General features: G+C 40.4%; 26 protein-coding genes and 1 pseudogene. 3 read left to right on the top strand and 24 right to left on the bottom strand.

Annotated features, from left to right (window positions below; translation table 11 throughout):
• Positions 1-97: 97 nt before the first annotated feature.
• The 4 genes from SPAR10_RS05980 to SPAR10_RS05965 all read right to left on the bottom strand — a co-directional run bounded on the left by SPAR10_RS05980 (position 98) and on the right by SPAR10_RS05965 (position 2,666).
• Positions 98-322 carry an acyl carrier protein gene (locus SPAR10_RS05980; protein WP_000257840.1) on the bottom strand — a complete coding sequence of 75 codons (225 nt, stop codon included), beginning with the start codon at positions 320-322 and terminating at the stop codon, positions 98-100.
• A gap of 58 nt (positions 323-380) precedes the next feature.
• Positions 381-1,355, bottom strand: a complete 975-nt coding sequence (locus SPAR10_RS05975) for a beta-ketoacyl-ACP synthase III (RefSeq protein WP_004251875.1) — start codon at positions 1,353-1,355, stop codon at positions 381-383.
• Positions 1,355-1,789, bottom strand: coding sequence for a fatty acid biosynthesis transcriptional regulator FabT (fabT, locus tag SPAR10_RS05970; RefSeq protein WP_004251873.1), 435 nt, complete (start codon positions 1,787-1,789; stop codon positions 1,355-1,357). The genes SPAR10_RS05975 and fabT overlap by 1 nt, the downstream gene beginning before the upstream one ends.
• A gap of 91 nt (positions 1,790-1,880) precedes the next feature.
• Positions 1,881-2,666, bottom strand: a complete 786-nt coding sequence (locus tag SPAR10_RS05965) for an enoyl-CoA hydratase (RefSeq protein WP_004251871.1) — start codon at positions 2,664-2,666, stop codon at positions 1,881-1,883.
• Positions 2,667-2,919: 253 nt separating this feature from the next.
• Here SPAR10_RS05965 and SPAR10_RS05960 point away from each other — a divergent pair, with 253 nt between their 5' ends.
• From SPAR10_RS05960 to serS, 3 genes are all read left to right on the top strand, one after another.
• On the top strand, positions 2,920-4,284 hold the full coding sequence (locus tag SPAR10_RS05960; protein WP_004251870.1) for an aspartate kinase: 1,365 nt from the start codon (positions 2,920-2,922) through the stop codon (positions 4,282-4,284).
• Between the two features lie 2 nt (positions 4,285-4,286).
• Positions 4,287-4,658: a DUF956 family protein gene (locus tag SPAR10_RS05955; RefSeq protein ID WP_004251868.1), complete on the top strand. Its 372-nt coding sequence runs from the start codon at positions 4,287-4,289 to the stop codon at positions 4,656-4,658.
• Between the two features lie 212 nt (positions 4,659-4,870).
• Entirely contained in the window at positions 4,871-6,145 is a 1,275-nt protein-coding gene (gene serS, locus SPAR10_RS05950) for a serine--tRNA ligase (RefSeq protein WP_000884217.1), read from the top strand.
• Positions 6,146-6,240: 95 nt separating this feature from the next.
• On the opposite strand, the gene groL is transcribed toward serS, so the two are convergent.
• The 20 genes and pseudogenes from groL to SPAR10_RS05850 all read right to left on the bottom strand — a co-directional run bounded on the left by groL (position 6,241) and on the right by SPAR10_RS05850 (position 21,448).
• Positions 6,241-7,860: a chaperonin GroEL gene (gene groL, locus SPAR10_RS05945; RefSeq protein ID WP_004251866.1), complete on the bottom strand. Its 1,620-nt coding sequence runs from the start codon at positions 7,858-7,860 to the stop codon at positions 6,241-6,243.
• Between the two features lie 15 nt (positions 7,861-7,875).
• Positions 7,876-8,159, bottom strand: a pseudogene (gene groES / locus SPAR10_RS10805) (co-chaperone GroES).
• 137 nt (positions 8,160-8,296) lie between these two features.
• A complete protein-coding gene (locus SPAR10_RS05935) occupies positions 8,297-8,590 on the bottom strand; it encodes a hypothetical protein (protein WP_004251862.1) in 294 nt (97 codons plus the stop codon).
• Between the two features lie 101 nt (positions 8,591-8,691).
• The gene (locus tag SPAR10_RS05930) at positions 8,692-9,546 is read right to left on the bottom strand and encodes a PTS system mannose/fructose/sorbose family transporter subunit IID (protein WP_029689583.1); all 855 of its coding nucleotides are present in this window, start codon (positions 9,544-9,546) and stop codon (positions 8,692-8,694) included.
• Positions 9,530-10,372: a PTS mannose/fructose/sorbose/N-acetylgalactosamine transporter subunit IIC gene (locus SPAR10_RS05925; protein WP_000156207.1), complete on the bottom strand. Its 843-nt coding sequence runs from the start codon at positions 10,370-10,372 to the stop codon at positions 9,530-9,532. Before SPAR10_RS05925 ends, SPAR10_RS05930 begins: the two co-directional genes overlap by 17 nt.
• Before the next feature lie 57 nt (positions 10,373-10,429).
• Positions 10,430-10,924 carry a PTS sugar transporter subunit IIB gene (locus SPAR10_RS05920; protein WP_000261775.1) on the bottom strand — a complete coding sequence of 165 codons (495 nt, stop codon included), beginning with the start codon at positions 10,922-10,924 and terminating at the stop codon, positions 10,430-10,432.
• A gap of 14 nt (positions 10,925-10,938) precedes the next feature.
• Positions 10,939-11,376 (bottom strand): PTS sugar transporter subunit IIA, encoded by a 438-nt coding sequence (locus SPAR10_RS05915; RefSeq protein ID WP_004251855.1) that lies wholly within the window; start codon positions 11,374-11,376, stop codon positions 10,939-10,941.
• 139 nt (positions 11,377-11,515) lie between these two features.
• Positions 11,516-12,814 carry an ABC transporter substrate-binding protein gene (locus SPAR10_RS05910; RefSeq protein ID WP_004251854.1) on the bottom strand — a complete coding sequence of 433 codons (1,299 nt, stop codon included), beginning with the start codon at positions 12,812-12,814 and terminating at the stop codon, positions 11,516-11,518.
• On the bottom strand, positions 12,811-13,494 hold the full coding sequence (locus tag SPAR10_RS05905) for a response regulator transcription factor (RefSeq protein ID WP_004251853.1): 684 nt from the start codon (positions 13,492-13,494) through the stop codon (positions 12,811-12,813). Before SPAR10_RS05905 ends, SPAR10_RS05910 begins: the two co-directional genes overlap by 4 nt.
• A gap of 6 nt (positions 13,495-13,500) precedes the next feature.
• The gene (locus tag SPAR10_RS05900; RefSeq protein WP_004251849.1) at positions 13,501-14,817 is read right to left on the bottom strand and encodes a sensor histidine kinase; all 1,317 of its coding nucleotides are present in this window, start codon (positions 14,815-14,817) and stop codon (positions 13,501-13,503) included.
• Entirely contained in the window at positions 14,817-15,800 is a 984-nt protein-coding gene (locus SPAR10_RS05895) for a substrate-binding domain-containing protein (RefSeq protein WP_004251845.1), read from the bottom strand. The genes SPAR10_RS05900 and SPAR10_RS05895 overlap by 1 nt, the downstream gene beginning before the upstream one ends.
• A gap of 188 nt (positions 15,801-15,988) precedes the next feature.
• The gene (locus SPAR10_RS05890; RefSeq protein ID WP_004251844.1) at positions 15,989-16,384 is read right to left on the bottom strand and encodes a single-stranded DNA-binding protein; all 396 of its coding nucleotides are present in this window, start codon (positions 16,382-16,384) and stop codon (positions 15,989-15,991) included.
• 75 nt (positions 16,385-16,459) lie between these two features.
• On the bottom strand, positions 16,460-17,221 hold the full coding sequence (locus SPAR10_RS05885) for an SDR family NAD(P)-dependent oxidoreductase (RefSeq protein WP_004251841.1): 762 nt from the start codon (positions 17,219-17,221) through the stop codon (positions 16,460-16,462).
• Positions 17,222-17,262: 41 nt separating this feature from the next.
• Complete coding sequence (ytpR, locus tag SPAR10_RS05880) at positions 17,263-17,889, bottom strand: YtpR family tRNA-binding protein (protein WP_004251839.1); 627 nt, start codon at positions 17,887-17,889, stop codon at positions 17,263-17,265.
• Between the two features lie 9 nt (positions 17,890-17,898).
• Complete coding sequence (locus SPAR10_RS05875) at positions 17,899-18,216, bottom strand: thioredoxin family protein (RefSeq protein WP_004251835.1); 318 nt, start codon at positions 18,214-18,216, stop codon at positions 17,899-17,901.
• Positions 18,213-18,503, bottom strand: a complete 291-nt coding sequence (locus SPAR10_RS05870; RefSeq protein WP_004251832.1) for a DUF4651 domain-containing protein — start codon at positions 18,501-18,503, stop codon at positions 18,213-18,215. The genes SPAR10_RS05875 and SPAR10_RS05870 overlap by 4 nt, the downstream gene beginning before the upstream one ends.
• A 235-nt stretch (positions 18,504-18,738) precedes the next feature.
• Positions 18,739-18,993 (bottom strand): DUF1912 family protein, encoded by a 255-nt coding sequence (locus tag SPAR10_RS05865; protein WP_004251830.1) that lies wholly within the window; start codon positions 18,991-18,993, stop codon positions 18,739-18,741.
• Positions 18,994-19,002: 9 nt separating this feature from the next.
• Positions 19,003-20,337, bottom strand: coding sequence for a DUF438 domain-containing protein (locus SPAR10_RS05860; RefSeq protein ID WP_004251829.1), 1,335 nt, complete (start codon positions 20,335-20,337; stop codon positions 19,003-19,005).
• Positions 20,337-20,570 carry a DUF1858 domain-containing protein gene (locus SPAR10_RS05855; protein WP_000368732.1) on the bottom strand — a complete coding sequence of 78 codons (234 nt, stop codon included), beginning with the start codon at positions 20,568-20,570 and terminating at the stop codon, positions 20,337-20,339. Before SPAR10_RS05855 ends, SPAR10_RS05860 begins: the two co-directional genes overlap by 1 nt.
• Before the next feature lie 98 nt (positions 20,571-20,668).
• On the bottom strand, positions 20,669-21,448 hold the full coding sequence (locus SPAR10_RS05850; RefSeq protein WP_004251824.1) for a hypothetical protein: 780 nt from the start codon (positions 21,446-21,448) through the stop codon (positions 20,669-20,671).
• Positions 21,449-21,572: the final 124 nt, after the last annotated feature.

Raw genomic sequence — 21,572 nt, 5'->3', positions numbered from 1 at the left:
CTTACGTAATAGTTCGACTTTATTATAATTTGACGGTCAAACTATTACCTAAACAAGAGGGAGCGGGTCTCCCCTACTCCTTCTTTATTTATTCTAATTATTTAGTTTGCTCTTCAACGTAAGCAACCAAGTCGCCAACTGTTTTCAAGTTGTCTTCAGCTTCGATTTGGATATCAAAAGCGTCTTCGATTTCTGAGATTACTTGGAACAAGTCCAATGAATCTGCATCCAAATCATCAAAAGTAGATTCAAGTGTTACTTCTGATGCATCTTTTCCAAGTTCTTCAACGATAATTTCTTGTACTTTTTCAAATACTGCCATGATAGACTCCTTTAAAATAAATAGTTTTTTTATAACAATGTGATCACCACATGATTACCTAAATTGTAACAATAAGTGTGCCCCATGTCAAACCTCCACCGAAACCTGACAAGAGAATTTTTTGGCTACCATTCAAATGGATGAGCCCTTCTTCTACACACTCAGAAAGTAAAATCGGGATACTTGCCGCACTAGTATTTCCATACTTCATCATATTAGCAGGAAGCTTGTCACGATCGACACCGATTTTTCTAGCCATCTTATCTAAAATTCGAATATTAGCTTGATGAAGCAAGAGATAATCGAGTTCATCTGCTGATATTGGACTTTTTTCGATGGTCTGTTTAATAGATTTAGCCACGTCTCGAATTGCAAAGTCAAAAACTGCTCTCCCATCCATTTTCAAGAAAATATCTGGTTCTTCTTGAATCGAAAATGGTGAAATCAATCCTGTCTGTCCATAAGTGAGACACTCACCACGAGAACCATCGCTATTGAGACTTTCAGCTAAGAAATGTTTTTGGTCACTTGCCTCAAGTAGTACACCACCAGCTCCATCTCCGAACAAGACAGCTGTTGAACGGTCAGACCAATCCAAAGATTTTGACATGGTCTCACTACCGATAACAAGACCCTTTCGATATGTTCCTGAAGAAATGAACTTTTCTGCAGTCGATAGGGCAAAAACAAATCCACTACAAGCAGCTGTTAAATCATAGGCAAAAGCCTTATGAGCGCCAATCTTTGCCTGAACACGAGCTGCGGTTGAAGGCATCATCGAGTCAGGTGTCATCGTCGCTATAATGATGAAGTCTAGCTCTTCAGCAGAAATCCCTGCCTTCTCTATAAGTTGTCTTGCAACCTCTGTAGCCAAATCTCCTGTTGATTTCGTCTTAGAAATATGGCGTTCTTTAATCCCTGTCCGACTTGAGATCCATTCATCACTCGTATCCATGACCTGAGCCAAGTCTTCGTTAGTGATAATCTGCTCTGGAGCATAATGAGCGACCTGGCTTATTTTTGCAAAAGCCATTACTTCAAATCCTCCAAAAAGTGATAAAGATTAGTCAAGCCTTTTCCCATAACTTCAATCTCTTCAGGACTCATGCCCTCGATAATTCTTTCGACCATGGCCTTATGGAAACGTTTATGAAGACGGTGAACGAGACGACCTTTCTTTGTCAAATGCAGATGTACTACACGACGATCTTGATCTGAGCGGATACGTTCGATGTATCCTTTTCTCTCCAAATTATTTAAACTCGTTGTCACAGTCCCTAGAGTTACCATCAACTCTTTGGACACTTGACTTGGAGTCACTTCTGGATACTTACCGATAACATCAATCGTGTGCATTTCTTTGATAGAGATGTCTTTGAAACGACTACCTCGCAAACTTACTTCCTCGATCACTAGGACGTTGTTAAAAATTGATGTTAAATAGTCATTGACTTGTTGGTAGTCCATTTCTCTTCCCTCCTTTATCAAAAAAAGTTTAATAATCAAAACATTTGACAAAAAAAGTATATCAAACTTCAAAGAATAGTGCAAGTATTTTTTATTTCCCGATAAATTTTGGACGTCTTCTTTCAGAATGTGCACGAACACCTTCTTTAAAATCTTCCGTATAGGATAGTGATTTTTGTAGTTCCAATTCAAGTTGAGCATATTCATGCCATTGCTTGAACTCACTTTCCCAAACAAGTTTCTTAATCGCAGCATAGGAATTTGAAGAGCCACGTCTCAACTTCTTCAACAATTGTTCTCTAGTTTTTTCTAATTGTTCACTAGTACATAGACGATATAGAGCTCCTGCCTCCATTGCCTTTTCAGCGGTGAAAGCTTCTCCAGTCATAGCTAATTGAGTTGCTATAGTTGCACCGAGCGATCTTGTCAACAAGAATAAGCCACCTGCGTCAGGAGCCAATCCTACACCTACAAAAGCCTGGATAAATTTAGACTTGTCAGATGCGATACAGAAATCAACTGCCAAGGCCATATTGGCTGCAGCTCCAGCAACTGCTCCATCCACCTCCATGATAACAGGCTTAGGAATCTGTTTAATCTTATAAGAAATAGTATTGACCAATTCAGCAATTCGAGTTAAGGAATCAATATCATCCTCATCGACAGCACGTTTCATTTCAACTAAATCACCACCGACAGAAAACACCTTACCAGCAGCATTGATGAGAATAAATGAAACAGAATCGTCTTTTTCAGCTAATTCCAGTGCTTCTAAAATTTCTTCACACATAGGAATATGGAAACCATTTGCCACCTCGGGACGATTTAAAGTAATCACCGCTAAATCGTCTTGAATTTGAAAGATAATATGATTCATAGCCACTCCTTTAATTTAAAAAGCTGATTAAATTATTTTATCTTCAAAGTATATCTTTTTCTTTTTAGTTATACAAGTAAAAATTGTATAAAAGTGTATCAGCCGATTTTTAAAGAGTCTTTTCTATACTAAAAATAACTAAGTTAAGCTAATCAGGTCCAGACCTCTAATAAGATGTAGCCTTTCCTATTGTAGATTGAAAAAAGCCCTTCTTTCTGCTATAATCGTATAAAATACAAACTGAGGAGTTTTTATGAAGGTTGTAAAATTTGGGGGAAGTTCACTCGCCTCTGCAAGCCAATTGAAAAAGGTTTTAAACATTGTAAAAAGTGACCCTGAACGTCGTTTTGTAGTTGTATCTGCACCAGGAAAGCGCGATGCTAAAGATACCAAGGTTACGGATGCTTTGATTAAATATTATCGTGATTATGTAGCAGGAAATGATATCAGTGCTAGTCAAAATTGGATTATCGATCGTTACGCTGCAATGGTTAGCGAACTAGGACTTAAACCAGCTGTTTTAGAACGAATCTCTAAAAGCATCCGAACTCTCGCTACCCTTCCAATTGAAAACAATGAATTTCTTTACGATACCTTCCTTGCTGCAGGGGAAAATAACAACGCTAAACTCATTGCAGCTTACTTTAACCAAAATGGATTAGAATCTCGCTATGTTCATCCACGAGAGGCTGGTATTGTTGTTACAAGCGAACCTGGAAATGCTCGCATCATTCCTTCAAGTTATGATAAAATCGAAGAGCTCAATAATGGAACGGAAGTCCTGGTTATTCCGGGATTCTTCGGTGTGACTAAAGAGAATCAAATCTGTACCTTCTCACGTGGTGGATCAGATATTACTGGTTCAATTATCGCAGCTGGAGTTAAAGCTGACCTTTATGAGAACTTTACTGATGTTGACGGAATTTTTGCTGCCCACCCTGGTATCATTCACAAGCCACACTCAATCCCTGAATTGACTTACCGTGAAATGCGGGAATTGGCCTATGCAGGTTTCTCTGTACTACATGACGAAGCACTCCTTCCAGCCTACCGCGGAAAAATTCCTCTTGTTATCAAAAATACCAATAATCCTGACCATCCAGGTACTCGCATCGTTCTGAAACACAGTAGTGATGAATTCCCAGTAGTGGGGATTGCTGGTGATTCTGGTTTTGTCAGCATCAATATGTCTAAGTACCTCATGAACCGCGAAGTTGGTTTTGGTCGTAAAGTACTTCAAATTCTAGAAGACCTGAATATTGGTTGGGAACACATGCCTACAGGTATCGATGACCTTTCTATCATCCTTCGAGAGCGTGAGCTTACACCAATCAAAGAGGAAGAAATCCTCCGTCAATTAGTTCAAAAAGCTGAAGTTGACCATGCTGAAATCGAACATGACCTGTCTATCATAATGATAGTTGGCGAAAAAATGAAGCGCCATATCGGGGTAACTGCTACAGCCACTCGTGCCTTATCTGAAAACAATATCAACATTCAAATGATGTCACAAGGTTCTAGTGAAGTTTCTATCATGTTCGTTGTCCACAAAGACCAAGAAAAAGCGGCTCTTAAGGCTCTCTACCAAGCATTTTTCGGCGAAAGTAAGGAAGACTAAACATGGCACAATCTCTCAATAAAGTCGTTGACTTACAAACTACTGGAACTTCTTACCTCTCTATACAAGGAAAAGTTGGAAAATTTCTGGTAGGAGACCAAGCCTTGGAGTTTTACTCGGATCGCAATATTGAGGATTATATTCAAATCCCATGGTCTAGCGTTAATCAAATCGGAGCCAATGTTTCAGGCCGTAAGGTTAGTCGTCATTTTGAAGTTTTTACAGACCAAGGAAAATTCCTCTTTGCCTCAAAAGACTCCGGAAAAATTCTTAAAATTGCTCGGGAAAAAATCGGAAATGAAAAGGTTGTGAAGCTTCCGACCTTACTCCAAATCATCGGTCGTAAAATCAAAAATCTATTTGCAAAAAAATAGAAAGTTTAGTATAATCATAGAAACGGATAAGTAGGTTATCCTCTTCTTCCAGAAAGTCTGCGGATGCTGCGAGCAGATAGGAGAGATAGGTGAAATTCTACCGTTGTTTTAAATCAAATACAGAATCAAGTGCACACCTGTGAAGTTGGATGGAACCGTGGCTCTGCCACTCCAACGCTTTGTCAGGTGTGCTTTTTCATAAAGGAGTTTATATGCTAGATATCAAACGTATTCGTACAGACTTTGATGCTGTCGCAGAAAAATTGGCTACACGTGGTGTAGATGCTGCTATCTTGAACGAGATGAAAGAAATCGATGCTAAACGTCGTGACATCTTGGTTAAGGTTGAAACTCTCAAGGCTGAGCGTAACACTGTCTCTGCTGAAATCGCCCAAGCTAAACGCAACAAGGAAAATGCCGACGACAAGATTGCTGCCATGCAAACCCTATCTGCTGAAGTCAAAGCACTAGATGCGGAATTAGCGGAAATCGATGCTAAATTGACAGAATTTACCACTACTCTTCCAAACATCCCTGCTGATAGCGTTCCAATTGGTGCCGATGAAGATGATAACGTAGAAGTTCGCCGTTGGGGAACTCCTCGTGAGTTTGACTTTGAACCAAAAGCCCACTGGGATCTCGGAGAAGATCTTGGTATTCTTGACTGGGAACGTGGTGGAAAAGTCACTGGAGCTCGTTTCCTCTTCTATAAAGGCCTCGGAGCTCGCTTAGAACGTGCCATCTACAACTTTATGCTAGATGAGCATGGTAAGGAAGGTTATACTGAAGTCATCACCCCTTACATGGTTAACCATGATTCTATGTTTGGTACTGGTCAATATCCAAAATTCAAGGAAGATACTTTTGAATTGAAAGACACTAATTATGTCCTCATTCCTACAGCTGAAGTTCCTCTAACTAACTACTACCGTGATGAAATTCTTGACGGAAAAGACTTGCCAATCTACTTTACTGCTATGAGTCCATCATTCCGTTCTGAAGCTGGTTCTGCTGGTCGCGATACTCGCGGTTTGATTCGTTTGCACCAATTCCACAAAGTTGAAATGGTTAAATTTGCTAAACCTGAAGAATCATACGAAGAACTAGAAAAGATGACAGCTAACGCTGAAAACATCCTTCAAAAACTCAACTTGCCATACCGTGTAGTTGCTCTTTCTACAGGAGATATGGGCTTCTCAGCTGCTAAGACTTACGACTTGGAAGTTTGGATCCCAGCACAAAATACCTACCGTGAAATTTCAAGCTGTTCAAATACAGAAGATTTCCAAGCACGTCGTGCCCAAATCCGTTACCGTGACGAAGCAGATGGTAAGGTTAAACTTCTCCACACCTTGAACGGTTCTGGACTTGCTGTTGGACGTACCGTTGCTGCAATTCTTGAAAACTATCAAAATGAAGATGGTTCTGTCACTATTCCAGAAGTACTTCGTCCATACATGGGTGGAGCTGAAGTTATCAAACCATAACAATTTAAGATAAAAAAAGAGGAAGCTGAGCTCCCTCTTTTTAAGTGATTCAAAAGAAACAGGTAGAAATCATGATTTCTACCTGTTTTTATTTATTAGTAACCACCCATCATTGATGGATCCATAGCTGGAGCTGGTGCTACAGGTTCTGGTTTGTTAGCCACAACTGCTTCTGTTGTCAATATAAGACTTGCTACTGAAGCTGCGTTTTGAAGGGCTGAACGGCTAACCTTAACAGGGTCGATAATACCTGCTTCAATCATGTTGACCCATTCACCTGTTGCAGCGTTGAAGCCTGTACCAGCTTCTGCATTTTTCAAACGATCGATAACGATTGAACCTTCATAGCCTGCATTGTAGGCAATTTGGCGAACCGGCTCTTCTAAGGCACGAAGAACAATGCTACGTCCTGTTGCTTCGTCACCTGTCAATTCTAAAGCTTCAACAGCTGGAATGACATTCACTAAGGCAGTACCACCACCTGCAACAATACCTTCTTCCACTGCTGCACGGGTAGCGTTAAGGGCATCTTCGATGCGGAGTTTCATTTCTTTCAATTCAGTTTCAGTTGCAGCACCGACCTTGATAACTGCTACTCCACCTGATAATTTAGCCAAGCGTTCTTGGAGTTTTTCTCGGTCGAATTCTGAAGTTGTTGTTTCGATTTGAGACTTGATGACAGCTACACGGTTAGCAATCGCTTCAGGATTTCCTGCACCTTCAACAATGACTGTGCTATCTTTATCTACAGACACTTTAGCTGCTTGCCCTAAAGCTTCGATGGTAGCATCTTTCAACTCAAGTCCAAGGTCTTCAGTAATAACGGTACCACCTGTCAAGATTGCGATATCTTCAAGCATAGCTTTACGTCGGTCACCAAATCCTGGTGCCTTAACAGCAACTACGTTGAAAGTCCCACGAATCTTGTTCAAAACAAGGGTTGGCAGAGCTTCACCATCAACATCATCTGCAATAATCAAGAGTGGACGGCTACTTTGAAGAATACTTTCTAGAAGTGGCAAAATTTCTTGGATATTTGAGATTTTCTTATCAGTGATTAAAATGTATGGATTTTCAAGGTCTGCAACCATTTTTTCATTGTCAGTGACCATGTACTGTGATAGATAACCACGATCGAATTGCATTCCTTCTACAACTTCAAGCTCTGTTTCCATACCACGTGATTCTTCAATAGTGATAACACCATCTTTACCAACTTTTTCCATAGCTTCAGAGATGTACTCACCGACTTTTTCAGAACGAGATGAAACGGCAGCTACCTGCGCAATCGCTTCTTTGTTAGCAACAGGAATGGCATTGTTCTTCAAGGCTTCCACAGCAGTTGCAACCGCTGCTTCAATCCCTCGGCGGATACCAATTGGGTTCGCACCTGCGGTAACGTTCTTGATCCCTTCACGAACAATTGCTTGAGTCAAGACAGTTGCAGTTGTTGTCCCGTCACCCGCAATATCATTGGTTTTAGAAGCTACTTCTGATACCAATTTGGCACCCATATTTTCAAAGTGGTCTTCTAGTTCGATTTCTTTAGCGATTGTTACACCATCATTGGTAATCAATGGTGAACCGAATGATTTCTCAAGAACAACGTTACGACCTTTAGGTCCCAAGGTTACTTTAACAGTGTCAGCTAGGATATCAACACCGCGAACCATAGCTGAACGTGCATCAGATGAAAATTTAATTTCTTTTGCCATACTTACTTTCTCCTTCTATTCTTCGATAATTGCCAAGATGTTAGCTTCACCTACGATGATATATTTTTCATCCCCATCTTTGACATCAATACCTGCATGAGCTTCCACTAAAACTTGATCTCCAACCTTTACACTAGGAGCAACCAAATCACCGTTCAAGGTGCGAACACCTTCCCCAGTAGCTACAACTTTAGCTGTTTTTGTTTTTCTTGGGCTGATCCTGCAAGGACAAAGCCTCCAACAGTTTGTTCTTTTTCTTCAATTTTCAAGACCACGCGGTCTCCTAATGGTTTCAACATCTGCTTTCCTCCATAAGACAATCATATTATTAGCACTCTTGAAGTTCGAGTGCTAAACCATAGTTCTATTGTATCACTTAGTCAGAAATAGTCAAGAAAAAAACACCTCAAAAAATGAAAGAGATGTTCCTTTAATATTAATTGAGAATTGTCAATTTTCGATTAAAATCATCGACTACTTTTTGTAGATTGATCCGCCCTCGATAGATACCATATCCAATAACCACCATTCCCAATATTCCAATCAAGGCAAGTAAAATTCCGAAAATTAAGAGTGGGAGGAAGGTTTTATGAAAAAGATAAATCAATACCACACCAATACTAGCAGTGATAAAGAGCAAACTGAACCAACGACCCAAATTTTCAAGCATGTGGCGTTGATACTTAATTTCTGTTTCATATCCATTAACAAGTTCTTGTTTTGTAACCATGAAAATCCTCCTGATAAAAATTGAGAATGAAGTGTAAGAGAAGGAGATTAGTCTACTTCATTCTCAAAATTTTTACTAGTAAATATTGGGTTCTCTTGACCTTAGTAATTAAGATGTGGGTCAAAGATACCTAGAGCAACACCAATTAAGGCAACAACAACTAGAATTAACATGACTTTGTTTGGTGAAACTTTTTTCTTAGACATCAACCACCAGCAAATAGTGATGAAGGTTGCTGTCAAGAGACCTGGATAAACACCATCAATCTTTTCTTGAATTTTAAGGAAGGCTTCTCCATTAGCATTTTTGAATTCGAGTGCTGTTGTAACAGAGACCCAAGTCGCTGCTACGGCACCAATAACCATACCACCGACAACGCTGATTGCTTTACGAAGAGCTTGTCCTTTTGGTCCTACTAGGAATTCAACGGCTTTATCCCCTAATTGATATCCTTTGAAGAAGGCAAAGCGCATACCAAAGTAGACTAGGAAGTTCCATACGACGATGTAGAAGATAGCACCAGCGACGTTACCACCTTTAGAAAGACCAAGTGCAATCCCCAAAAGAACTGGAATCAAGGTACCAACGATCAAAGAGTCACCAATACCAGCGATTGGTCCCATCAAACCGGCACGCATCCCATTGATGGTTTCACCATCTACTGCATCTCCATTTGCACGTGCTTCTTCCAAACCAGCTGTAATCCCTACAACAAGAGATCCAAGTTGCGGTTCAGTATTGAAGAAAGCAGTATAGGTTTGCATAGCATCTTTTTGTTCTTCTTTTGTATCATACATTTCTTCTACGATTGGAAGCATAGAAGTCAAGTACCCAAAGGTTTGCATGTGTTCTTGAGAGAAACAAGTCAAATGACCATAATACCAATGATGAAATGCTTTTGCTAATGTTTTCTTTGAAATTTTCTTTCTATCAGCCATTTTAAATATCCTCCTCATCATCGTCTACGTAAACAGCCCCAGCTGGAACAGCTTTCATAGATTTGATTACTTCAAGTTCATAGTAGATTACTGCAAAGATCAATGAAACAACCGCACTCGCTACCAAGTTCAAGCCGAGAGATTTAGCCAAGGTAAATCCAACAAAGAATGGAATGAAGTCAGTTGCTTTTGTAACAATTTGTTTCAACAAGATAGCAATACCGACACATGGGAGAAGAGCTCCGACTGTAAAGAGAGCTTTCATCCAGAAACCATCCATAGGAAGGTAAAGTTTCATCAAATCAACCATGTTTTCACCATATTTAGTGATAATCATAGTTGGAAGGAAAGAGAAGAGGAAGTGAGAGATCCATGGGTAAACCCAGTCAACTGCGTAGAGTTTTTTGAAGTTTCCTTCTTCAACGGCTTTCCAACCAATGTGTTGCCAAAGCAAGTTCATGGTAGCTGTTCCGTAGAAAAGAACAGTACCGATTGTCCCAACGGCCGCACCGATTGGGGCTGCAGCTGCTGCAATTCCAGCTTCATCTGTGATGTGATTTGCATGCACAAACAAGATAGCAAGAGGAACACCGATATAAGAAATGGCACGAACATCCGCAGATACGGTTCCACCAGGTGTTACCAAGGCGATATAAACGACTTGAAGGGCAACCCCTACCATAATACCGGTTGTCACATCTCCAAGAATTAAACCTGAGATCAACCCACCAATCAAGGGACGACCGAGTGTATAGTTCCCGATACTGGAACCTCCCATACCAGGCATTGAAGACAAGCTGGCGAAAACTGCAAGCAAGATTGCTTGAATCCATGAAATTGTCATAACAAACGCTCCTTTTTGTTTGTAAATTTATTTACCTAATTAATAAAATTGTTAGGTTTAAAAACCAAATTTAGATTTGAAATCATCCCAGTAACCAATCGAAACATCAGGCAACAACTGGAATTTCACCTTATAGCCTGCTGCTTGAATGGCTTGGAAGGCTTCTGCTTCTTCCTGTGTGATGGATTGGTTATTACCCAATTTCACTGCACCAGGACGATCATTTGCAGGGCCTACGATGATTTCTTTAACATCCCCTGGAACAAAACCTTGGTCCACCAAAATTTCCTTCATATCGATTGGATTTTTGGTGATCAAGAAGTAACGACTATCTGATTCTGTTACTTTTGCTGATTTTTCTTTAAATGCTTCTTTTGTCCATACAAAGGTTTTTTTGTCTGATGCGCCTTTGTAAGCTTGGATCAAAACCTTGTTTGATGCTGCTGCATCGTTTACGGCAATCAAACCATCACATGGTTTTTCTTTTGCCCAGCGTGTGACTGTTTGACCGTGAATCATGCGGTCATCAATCCGTACAAATGTTACTACCATAAGGTACCTCCCTATTAAATATCGTCATCATCTTCTTCAGCACTAGTGGCTGAAACTTCAAAAGGCTGTAGTGCAGATCGTGCTTCTGATAAGATGGTGGCTGACAAATCGTCTCCATCCAACACATCCTTCATCACTACTGCTGTTAAAGCCATGGTAAGATTCATTCCACCAAGGATCAAAGCTTCATCTAGCTTCCCAACTTCTTCTAGGACAGTTGCTGCTGTGGTTAGTGGACTACCGCCTACAATATCTGCCAAGACCAGTACAGAATCATCTGCTGTCAATTCTGAAATGCTTTCTCTAAAATCAACTGCAAAATCATCGACCGACTTTCCTTCTTTGAGTCCAACTGCAATGACCTGGTTCATCTTATCACCAGCAAACATAGCTAGTGATGTTTTTAGGCCTTCTGCCAATCCTCCATGACTGACTAAAATGAGGTATTTCATTTTGCTACGCCTCCTTTATTTGACTCTATTGTAGATTATTTGAAAGCGTTTTTACATTGTCAAATGTCACATTATAAACATGACATTTAGCAATAAAAAAATGACATCTGTCACTTGACACGATGTCATCTTTTTTTCTTTAAAATCCTACCTGGAGACTACTTTCAATCTCCCTTTGAATTTGCGGCAGGCGGTTCTCAACATCTTGATTGCGCAAGGCATTGCCAATCAAGTAGTCCAGTTTTTCTAACACTTCTTTCGAGACATTCTTGGGACTACTTTCTACAGCTTGTTCCATGATTCGGTTCAAGGTCTGATTGGTTAAGGAATCTGCCCCAAAATCATCCACTTGCAGAAGGTCTTTACTAGAACGACTCTTGACTACATCAGGAATGACAGAAATCCCTTGAGATTCAGCAAAAAGAGTTTGTTGGATTTCTGGATCCTCTGTCAACACTTGCATCAACTCCCAAGCCAACTTTGAATGAGGAGTCCGAGCAGACATGGCAAAAGAAGTCGTCGTAACCAAGGTCGCCTTAGTGGTTTTTGACTTAGCAGGCATAGGAATACAGGTCCAGGTGAAGTTTGAATATTTGGAAACATGATAGGGATAAGGTTTATAAGTCCTATATTGAGCCAAAGTCATGGGGTAAAACGCTACTTTCCCCTGGTCAAAATCTTTGGAACTCACCTTATAATTTTTATTTAACTCTTCCAATTTTTGCAGAAAAGTCAAAGATTCTTTGACTTCTGGAGCCGTAAGTTTGAGCATCCCACCTTGAAAGAGACTACCCCCATTTGCTGCCAAAGCTTCTTTCCAGGTGTATTCTGTACTCCCAAACTGATCCAATTGACCATCTCCATTGGTATCTTTGGTTAGTTTTTTACAAATTGTATAGAACTCTTCCAAGCTCCAACCTTCTTTGGGAACCTCAATGCCTTCTTTATCCAGCAAATCTTTATTGACACACATCAAAATAGGATTACTTTCATATGGCAAGGCATAGGTTTGCCCCTGATAAACACCTGATTCAAATGCAACAGGATAAAAAGCAACTTGGTCTTCTTTATTCATATAGCCGTTTAACTTTTCTAAAACGCCACGTGCCGCCAATAAGGACAAATCTTTCTCAGAAACCATAAACACATCAGGGGTCTTTCCTGATACAATTTTTTCTGAGAGCCAGTTTGAATATTCCGACTGCGGAATTCCATTTTCATATTCCACACGGACATTAGGATGGGACTTTTCAAATTTTTGGATCGCAAGATCCAATGCATGAGAACGTTGACTGGTCGGTACATCCCAACTAGAGCCTGCATAAACTCCTATATGAAGGACGGTCGGTTGCTGTTTCCACCAATAAAAACCAGCACTCAAAGAGAGCATAAAAAGGAGACAAATCCCTAAACAAAGTTGCTTTCGCTTCAATTTCATTCCGTATTTCCTTTTGAAAAATCACGTCGGGTCACTCCTGTTTGGACTGACCAAATCGCTAATTGCGTTCGATCTCTTAGGTTTAATTTCGACAAAATCGTTGATAAGTAATTACGAACAGTTCCTTCTGATAAAAAGAGTTTAGCCGCAATCTCTTTATTTGACTCACCATAGCCAATCTCTTGGATAATGCGCCATTCCGTCGTGCTCAAATCCTTAACGTTATCCTCATCCACAGCAATAGAGAAATTTGATTTGGCCATTTGCGAGAAAATTTGAAAGACCTTGCTTGCGATATCAGGGTTGATCATTGCTCCTCCCTGATGCACCACCTTAATAGCTTCATAAAGCTCCTCTGTCGAGGCTCCTTTTAAGAGATACCCTGAAGCACCATACTTGAGCGCACTATAGATAAATTCATCATCGTCAAAGGTTGTTAAAATAATAATTTTGATATCCGGATAGTGCTCTTTTACTTCTTTTGTAGCCAAAACCCCATCCATGCCTGGCATCCGAATATCCATTAAGATTAAATCCGGATGCGAGTGTGGAATGCTAGACAAGACATGATTCCCATCTTCCACTGTGGCTACCACTTCAATATCTGAGTAGGCCGACAAAATAATTTTCAGAGATTCTCGAATCAAGGACTGGTCATCCGCCACCATTACTTTTATCATCATCTATTATCTCCCTTCTTTATATTTTGGTAAACTAACACGTGTGAAAAATCCATCGCGACTTTCAAATTGAAGCTGGCCTCCTAGAATTGAAATACGCTCCATCATCTGTTTGAGTCCGTAGCCATAGGTCAAGGTTTCAAACCCAACTCCATTATCCTGCAACTCAATCATGTAATCTTCTTCGTCCTCAAAAAAATGGAGGTCCATGTGGCTGGCATGACCGTGGCGAACCGCATTAGTCATAGACTCTTGTATCACACGAAAGATTGTATCTTCAATCATGACGTCCATATCGACATCGATCCATTCATAGTTGAGATCAACTTGCAAGTTTGAAAGAATTTGGTACTCGCGGATTGTCTTTTCTAAAGCATCTTTGAGAGTTCGCTCCTCAAGGGCTCCTGGACGAAGGCGATTGAGAGAGCCTCTCACATCCTGGATTCCTTCACGGACGACTTCTGATACGTTTTTTACCTGCTCTTTGGCACGACTTGGATTGATATCAATCAAGACCCCGACAGCATCTAAACCTGCTGAAATCCCTGTTAACGCGTGTCCCAAGGTATCGTGAATCTCCCGAGCAATCCGCTTGCGCTCCCGATCCTCTGCAATCTTCTCAGATAAGGCCATATAGTTGTTCAACTCGGTATTAACCTTGGACACCATGGCCAGCTCTTGTTCAACTTCATGGTTTTCCGCAAGGACATTCATGATATAAAATAAAAGTGAAATAATGAAGAGTACCATATTCAAGGCGTAGAGGGAATTCTTTAAGAAAAAGGCCAAAATACGGATAGATTCAGGATAAAAATGAATATAGGTATCAAGAGAAGGAATTGGGAAGAAAAGCGAAAAGACGTCTGAATTGGTTACAAGGAGCATCAAGAAGCTCACTAGGATAAAGGCAAACCAATACTTCCGATCTCTCTTGGTATTCAACTCTTTGGAGCCATAGAAGATATCTGCAAAAACCAAGAGAATAAGCCCGTTATAAGCTATGTTCTGAACCCACATCAACAGTAACATCAGGAGAATCTCTAGAAGATTCCTCTTATCAAAAATGGACCATCGACTTGTTTGAGGTCTATAACGACTCATTGAGATTAAGGCAATCCCAGCAAATAAGATTGCTGACAACCAAAAAGTCGTAGATGGAGCAAAAGGAATACGCTCTAGGCGCTCCAATAATAGAGAGGCTTGGCGTTGAGCAATGATATAGTTGGTTGCTTGAAGATAGATGATGCTGTTGAGCATAACAGCAATAAAATTCACGACCATAAGAATGGCCAAACTGTATCGAACACCTCTAAACTTTCTCATTACTGCCACCCATTCACATCAAACTGATCAATGTTTTCCTTTGTCATCATTTCAACTGGAATGATCACCTCTTTGGTATAGCTCTTCCCTTCAGAAATATCTTGGATAACTTCCATAACACGGTCTCCCATCTTCAAGGGAGATTGAGCAACGGTTCCCACTACATCATCCGTCGAGTGCAACAAGGATTTCATATCTGGTGAGCCATCGATTCCATAAATTGCAATGGACTGGCTATTTCCTTGCTCCTTAATTGCAGCTAAAGCTCCTATAGCCGAGCGGTCATTTAAGGCAACCAAGGTATCAATTTCAATCCCTGATTGTAAAAAATTCTGGACAGCCGGCATGGCGATCTCCGTTTGCCCCTTGGTTTCTAGTTCCGATACAATCTGATAAGAACTGTGCCCCTCTATAGTGTCTTTAAACCCCTGAATCCGCGTATCTGCTGAGACAGTCCCTTTATGCTCCAAAAGGAGGACTCGAGCGCTAGAAGAACGTTTCATGAGCTCTTTAGCAATCATTACTCCCGCTTGGTAGTTATCAGATACAATACTTGCATCGGGCTTAAAATTTTTCAATTGGGTATCGACTGCAATGATTTTAATTCCTTGTTTTCTAGCTTTTTCAAGAGCAGTTAAAATGGACTGGCTATCCCCCTTGACCGGATTGATCACAATCACATCAACTTTTTGAGCACAAAAATCATCAATCTGCTGGCTCTGCCTTTCTTCATCCAATTCTGGATCTCGGACGCAAACAAGAGCTCCTCTTTCATCGGAAATTCGACTAATTTCCGAATGAATACTTTTATAGAACTCATTGTTCATGGTCATATAGGTTACACCAATTTTAGTCTGATCCTTGATGCCACTTGTTTGACAACGGCCAAAAATCCAAAAGAGAATACAGACCACTGGAATCAGCAGTAATATACGCTTTATCAGCCATTTCAACAATTCTTTTTTCTCTTTATTTTCCTTCAAATTTCATTCCTTTTCTGAAAACTCTGAATATATAATACTTTATTCTACTACTTTTTCAAAAAAATGCTTGATTTTATTGTACAAGTACATTTATTTGACCTATTTTAAGAAGTAATTTCCGAACAATAAAACTAGAAACAATAGAAAAAGCTGGTCTATAAACGAACCAGCTTTTTCTATAATCAATCCTAGAAGGGAAGTTCCTCCTCTTCCAAAACCAGATCTGCTAAGTCTTGACCAGCATTATTTTCACGCATAGCACGTTGGGCGCGACTTTCCAAAAGTTGAAATCCTGTAGCAAGAACTTCGGTCACGTAGTTGGTCTGACCATTCTTCTCGAACTTACGGGTACGAAGTTCCCCATCGATAGAAATGAGACTGCCTTTAGTCGCGTAGCTAGCCAAGGTTTCAGCCAATTTCCCCCAGACAACAATATTGATGAAGTCCGCTTCACGTTCCCCATTTTGGTCCTTAAAACGACGGTTAATAGCAATCGTCGCACGAGCTACAGACTTATCATTGTTGGTTTTGTGCAATTCGGGTGTAGACGTCAAGCGTCCAATCATAATCACTTTATTATACATTTTTCATCCTCCTACTTATCTATTCGAAGGAAATCAAAAAAAGTTACAAGATTTGTAACTTTTTTAAAAATAATATTAATCTCGATGAATCATAAACCCAGTTGCTTGTTGATTAGCCATGATGGTCATATCTGTGATTTGCACACGACGAGGTTGACTGGTCACATAAACCACTGCATCAGCGATATCTTGTGCCTGTAAGGCTTCAAGCCCCTGGTAAACAGTCGCAGCCCGTGCCTCATCTCCATGAAAACGTACCTTAGAAAAATCCGTCTCTACAATTCCAGGTTGAATAGTGGTCACCTTGATATCTGTGGCAATGGTATCAATCCTTAAGCCATCTGAAAAGGTTTTGACTGCAGCCTTGGTTGCTGAATAGACTGCTGCACCAGCATAGGCGTAAATACCTGCAGTAGATCCCATATTGATGATATGGCCTTGATTAACTGCTACCATGGAAGGTAAGAGGCAACGCGTAACCGCCATTAAGCCCTTGACATTGGTATCCAGCATGGTCAACATATCCAACTCTTCATATTCCTGATAAGGTGCTAAGCCGAGAGCCAGTCCAGCATTATTGACTAAAATATCAATCTGACCTACAGTTTCTAAAATTTCTGAACAAACCGTTTTAACCATTGTCATGTCTGTTACATCTAGCGAAAAGGTCCAGATTTTTTGATTTGGAAAGGCTTCTGCGAACTCTGTTTTTAGAGCTTTGAGTCTTTCTGTTCGGCGACCTGTGAGAACGATATTCTCACCTTTTTCTAGATAAGCACGCGCAATAGCTTCACCGATACCTGATGTTGCACCTGTAATCACTACATTTTTTGCCATCTTATTTCCCTCAAGCAAAGATTATAAATCACTTTTAGTGATTAAGCTGTCCAGTGTTTAGCCGGATCGAATGGAGTTCCTACAACTTGGTCTTCTGATAATTCAATGACACCACGTTTTTGGGGAGCATTTGGCAAGGCAAGTTCACGAGGACTACACATCATCCCAAAACTCTTTTCCCCACGAAGTTCCCCTGGGAAAATGAGATTGCCTTTTGGCATCATGGCTCCAGGAAGAGCAACAATGGTTTTCAAACCGACACGTGCATTGGGAGCACCTGCCACGATTTGTACTGTTTTGTCATTCCCAACAGCAACTTGACAGATATTCAAGTGGTCACTATCTGGATGTGCAACCATTTCTACAATCTCACCAACCACAAATTTTGGTTCCTTGTCGTTAATGATTTCTTCAGTAAACCCTTGAGCCTGCAATTCTTGGTTCAAACGAGTTACTTGGTCGTCAGTTAAAAAGACTTGCCCGCGCTCAGCGATCTCAAACATGCTAGAAACTTCAAAAATGTTCCAAGCGACAGTTTCACCAGTTTCCTTTAGAAAAACACGGGCAATATTGCCTTTACGCTCAGCATCTAGCTTGGCGTCACCACTGTTTTTCACGATGACCATAAGGACATCGCCGACATATTCTTTATTGTATGTAAAAATCATTCTTTTCTCCTATTTCAAACTTGCTAAAAAGTCATTGATTTGCCCCTTGGTTTTACGGTCACGATTGACAAAACGTCCAATTTCCTTGTCCTTGTCTAAAACAACAAGACTTGGAATCCCGTATACATCCCAAAGTTTAGCAAGTTCCATGTACTCATCACGGTCTACCCGTATAAAAGTGAACTCTGGATTTGCCTCTTCAATCTCTGGCAAGGAAGGATAGATATAACGGCAATCGCCACACCAATCCGCAACAAAAAGGAAGACCTTCTTGCCATCCTGCTCTACTAGATTTGCTAATTCTTCTAAACTATTAGGAGAAATCATAAGACTTCCTCCTCGTAGATGAGATCTTCATCTTCATAGACAAAGGTATAGTGACGACCATCTTCAAAAATGACACCACCAACAAGACGTTCTAGGCTACTTTCGTATACTTGGACATAGAGAGTCCCAATCTCACCCATTTCTGAGAAATAGTCACGCACAATATCCGTTAACTCTTCCTGTGTCTTCATGAGTTTATGATCATCAGCTACTTTCTTAGCACCAAAGGCAAGTGCTCCAAGCCCTGCCACGACTAAACCTGTTTTAATAATATTTTTCGTTTTCATGCTAACATTGTAACACAAAAAGGCTCAAGGAACAATGAAAAAGAGAGTGGGACAGAAATCGGTAATTCGATAGAATTCGATTTCGTTGTCCCACCTCCGCACAGTTGAGTAGGGCTGTAAAAGCTGATGAAATCAGCGTAGTAGAGCCCACTCAACCACTGCGTCTTGCTCGACAATCCAAAGACAATTGAGAGGCTAGGACTTTTGTCCCAGCCTCCTTTCTAATTTCTAAAAATTAATAATTTCTCTCACCAAACAAACCTTCTGGTAAATCATGGAATCCCTTGCCTGCCTTGAAGTTTTCAAATTTACCTAGTAAGAACTGGTAGGCATCCAAGCGACTCTCGTAGCGAATCATGGCATCTTTAGCGCGCTCATCTTGATCTTCTTCATAAACCTTTTGACTTTCCTTAAGAGCCATATCATTGATCATAATCTGGGTATTAACCCAGGCTTCAAATTCCTTCATAAATTCTTGCTCGTAACTCATTTTTTCTCCTTATTCTAATCCACGGAAAAAGTCTGTATCAATCTCACGGTAGGGTTGGATGTCCTGAACATACTCCAACACACCTTGAAATTCCCCGTTTTCATCATGTACTGCAGCGTAGGTGACATGGACAAACTTTCCACGTGATTCTGACTTGAACCACATCTCGTACTTGTCTTTTTTCCCTTCACGAAGACCTTGCATAATGGCTTTGACCTTCTCCAAATATTTTGGTGGATGACATAGTTCGACATTACGTCCAACTTGAGACGGTGTCCGCTTGAAAATCATTTCATCCGCTGGAGTATTGTCATTATAATACTGGAAAATATCATCCTTATTAACAAAGGTAATCTCCATCGGCAAATGATTAAGGATAAGATTCGCCTGTTCAACTGAGAGATAGCCATTGCCAAAAGCCTGCTGGCTATTGCGATCTAGCACCGTTTCCTTTTCCTTTGGTGTAAAGGTGATAGTAAACTGACCTTCTGGTGTATCGATCACTTGCTGAACTTGTCCATCTACAGTTTCTGGCTGAGTTGGTTCTTCTACACTTTTTTCCTCAACAAAACTTTGACGTTCAGGAACCCATTTCTCAGACGGACGGATAATAGCATATCCATAGGCATCACTTTCCTCAGCAATCTGAATCCAGTCATCCTGGGTAAAGGATTCAAGCAGAATCATGAGAAGGATTGATTCCTCCTTAAAAATCATACTTTCAAACTCTGTCGCAAAAGCTTCAAAAACTTCCTTTACAGCGGAAATTGTCACTTCTGGGAGCGACTTAGTTGCTACTAAGGCTGTTTGAAAGAGATCCCTAATCTGATCATCCACTCCCCACATGACTTTGGGAGGTGAATCATGGCCATAACGTTCCATGATAGGAAAGAAGAGCTCTTCCTTGCGCTGGTAGTGGATATCAAATTGACCAACAAGCCCCATCTGACGTACCAAGCCTTTGCGCATTTCTACCAGCATCTCCTCATCGTCCACAGATTCATAAGTCGAGAGCAATCTACGGACCCGAATCAAAGCAGCTCGGAGGGCTAAATTTTCATCCTTAAAGACACGCACAGGGTGACCAGGATGCTCGGTATCCTCAACTTCTACGCCTTTAACAGCATTTTTAAAGAGATTAGCATGCACATCACATAGCTCCATGACATCTTCAAAGGTAACGCCTGAGTCAGAGTTCATCAACTCATGCTCCATAAGAGAAATCTCGATAGCTGATACACCAGTAAAGGTCGTATCAAAGCGTTCCTGAACGGACTCTGGAGAGGCTCCATTATGCAATTCTAATAAAATATCCCGCAGGATATGAATACGTTCATCTGTCATTAGTCTAACCCGATCACTTCGTAACCATTTGCTTCAAGCGTACGCACAATCTTATCCATAGGAGTCCCTTCAAGCTTGGAACCTTGTTTGAGCGAAACTTTTCGCCCTACAGTATTACGCATCAAGGGATTTGCAAGAGGTTTAAAACCAAGCTCAACCAAAATATCTAAAACTTCTGGATGTTTATCCACCACTTCCGCAACAGGAATAGATACGTCAATAATATTATCCATCACAACCTCCATTTTTTCTCACTGGATTTTCTTTTTTTATTATACCACAAGGGCTAGGATAAAAAAACTAGCAGTACAAGCCTACTAGTTTCTTCCTATTACTCTGCTTCTATGATTTCTGCTTCTTTTTGGATTGTTTCCACATCTCTTTGATACTGAGCTTCACTATAATTGACTAGTTTGGATAATTCTCTTTGCAAACTTTTACCCATAGGTTTCATAGTCGTATAGGTTAAACCACCTGAAACGACACCTCCTAGGATTGGGATAAATTTGCCCATTCCTTTTGCAAAGCCTCCCTTTGTCAGATTCACCCCAAAAATTTTCAAAACTTTTTCTAAAATGGGATACCACAAAGTCTTAGCCAAAGCCTTCTGGGGAACTGTCTTCATGACATGTTTAGCAACTGATACTCCCCCAGCTCGAAGGAGGGCTCCAGCACTATTGACCCCAAGCATGACCCCGAGATAGAGCAAGAGCGTATTTTTGGCTTCTTCACTCAATTCATTTCGTGAAGCCCAAAGATCATCATAGCCATAAATATATCCCAATTCTTGCGCTAGTTTTAAGGAGAAAGCATAAAACTGAGCAACATCAGTTGGAATGGTGATTGCAAGGGCTAGACCACCAGGAATACCTGCAAGAACAGAAGTTCCACTCGCCAATAGAACATTATCCTTAATACAAGAATCGGCAACTTTATCTAAAATATCCTGGGATAACAAGGCTGTTGGTCCCTCTTCTAGTAATCGAGGAATATCTTTTGGGTCTAATAGTTTGGAAAATTTATCTACTAAAAATTTTGAACGATCAACTTTAACAACAGGGAGTTTCACGACTTGTTGCAATACTTGCATAGCTAAATCTTGTTTAGACATCTAGTTTCTTCTCTTTTTCTTTCAATTTGAACTATATCATATCATATTTGCTCCATAAAAGAAATTTTAAGAACTTATTTTTTCTTTCTGATTAGCCTTTAAGTCTAGAATACCCTCCTTCTTC

It is taken from the genome of Streptococcus infantis SPAR10 (assembly GCF_000279535.1).
GTDB lineage: Bacteria > Bacillota > Bacilli > Lactobacillales > Streptococcaceae > Streptococcus > Streptococcus infantis_I.
The sequence above is the reverse complement of the archived record's forward strand: the minus strand, read 5'-3'. Positions and strand labels throughout refer to the sequence as shown.

What these genes read in the sequence shown, in the direction of transcription:
- SPAR10_RS05980 (WP_000257840.1), bottom strand. Translation starts at nt 322, where the DNA reads ATGGCAGTATTTGAAAAAGTACAAGAAATTATCGTTGAAGAACTTGGA.
- SPAR10_RS05975 (WP_004251875.1), bottom strand. Translation starts at nt 1,355, where the DNA reads ATGGCTTTTGCAAAAATAAGCCAGGTCGCTCATTATGCTCCAGAGCAG.
- fabT (WP_004251873.1), bottom strand. Translation starts at nt 1,789, where the DNA reads ATGGACTACCAACAAGTCAATGACTATTTAACATCAATTTTTAACAAC.
- SPAR10_RS05965 (WP_004251871.1), bottom strand. Translation starts at nt 2,666, where the DNA reads ATGAATCATATTATCTTTCAAATTCAAGACGATTTAGCGGTGATTACT.
- SPAR10_RS05960 (WP_004251870.1), top strand. Translation starts at nt 2,920, where the DNA reads ATGAAGGTTGTAAAATTTGGGGGAAGTTCACTCGCCTCTGCAAGCCAA.
- SPAR10_RS05955 (WP_004251868.1), top strand. Translation starts at nt 4,287, where the DNA reads ATGGCACAATCTCTCAATAAAGTCGTTGACTTACAAACTACTGGAACT.
- serS (WP_000884217.1), top strand. Translation starts at nt 4,871, where the DNA reads ATGCTAGATATCAAACGTATTCGTACAGACTTTGATGCTGTCGCAGAA.
- groL (WP_004251866.1), bottom strand. Translation starts at nt 7,860, where the DNA reads ATGGCAAAAGAAATTAAATTTTCATCTGATGCACGTTCAGCTATGGTT.
- SPAR10_RS05935 (WP_004251862.1), bottom strand. Translation starts at nt 8,590, where the DNA reads ATGGTTACAAAACAAGAACTTGTTAATGGATATGAAACAGAAATTAAG.
- SPAR10_RS05930 (WP_029689583.1), bottom strand. Translation starts at nt 9,546, where the DNA reads ATGAGGAGGATATTTAAAATGGCTGATAGAAAGAAAATTTCAAAGAAA.
- SPAR10_RS05925 (WP_000156207.1), bottom strand. Translation starts at nt 10,372, where the DNA reads ATGACAATTTCATGGATTCAAGCAATCTTGCTTGCAGTTTTCGCCAGC.
- SPAR10_RS05920 (WP_000261775.1), bottom strand. Translation starts at nt 10,924, where the DNA reads ATGGTAGTAACATTTGTACGGATTGATGACCGCATGATTCACGGTCAA.
- SPAR10_RS05915 (WP_004251855.1), bottom strand. Translation starts at nt 11,376, where the DNA reads ATGAAATACCTCATTTTAGTCAGTCATGGAGGATTGGCAGAAGGCCTA.
- SPAR10_RS05910 (WP_004251854.1), bottom strand. Translation starts at nt 12,814, where the DNA reads ATGAAATTGAAGCGAAAGCAACTTTGTTTAGGGATTTGTCTCCTTTTT.
- SPAR10_RS05905 (WP_004251853.1), bottom strand. Translation starts at nt 13,494, where the DNA reads ATGATAAAAGTAATGGTGGCGGATGACCAGTCCTTGATTCGAGAATCT.
- SPAR10_RS05900 (WP_004251849.1), bottom strand. Translation starts at nt 14,817, where the DNA reads ATGAGAAAGTTTAGAGGTGTTCGATACAGTTTGGCCATTCTTATGGTC.
- SPAR10_RS05890 (WP_004251844.1), bottom strand. Translation starts at nt 16,384, where the DNA reads ATGTATAATAAAGTGATTATGATTGGACGCTTGACGTCTACACCCGAA.
- SPAR10_RS05885 (WP_004251841.1), bottom strand. Translation starts at nt 17,221, where the DNA reads ATGGCAAAAAATGTAGTGATTACAGGTGCAACATCAGGTATCGGTGAA.
- ytpR (WP_004251839.1), bottom strand. Translation starts at nt 17,889, where the DNA reads ATGATTTTTACATACAATAAAGAATATGTCGGCGATGTCCTTATGGTC.
- SPAR10_RS05875 (WP_004251835.1), bottom strand. Translation starts at nt 18,216, where the DNA reads ATGATTTCTCCTAATAGTTTAGAAGAATTAGCAAATCTAGTAGAGCAG.
- SPAR10_RS05870 (WP_004251832.1), bottom strand. Translation starts at nt 18,503, where the DNA reads ATGAAAACGAAAAATATTATTAAAACAGGTTTAGTCGTGGCAGGGCTT.
- SPAR10_RS05865 (WP_004251830.1), bottom strand. Translation starts at nt 18,993, where the DNA reads ATGAGTTACGAGCAAGAATTTATGAAGGAATTTGAAGCCTGGGTTAAT.
- SPAR10_RS05860 (WP_004251829.1), bottom strand. Translation starts at nt 20,337, where the DNA reads ATGACAGATGAACGTATTCATATCCTGCGGGATATTTTATTAGAATTG.
- SPAR10_RS05855 (WP_000368732.1), bottom strand. Translation starts at nt 20,570, where the DNA reads ATGGATAATATTATTGACGTATCTATTCCTGTTGCGGAAGTGGTGGAT.
- SPAR10_RS05850 (WP_004251824.1), bottom strand. Translation starts at nt 21,448, where the DNA reads ATGTCTAAACAAGATTTAGCTATGCAAGTATTGCAACAAGTCGTGAAA.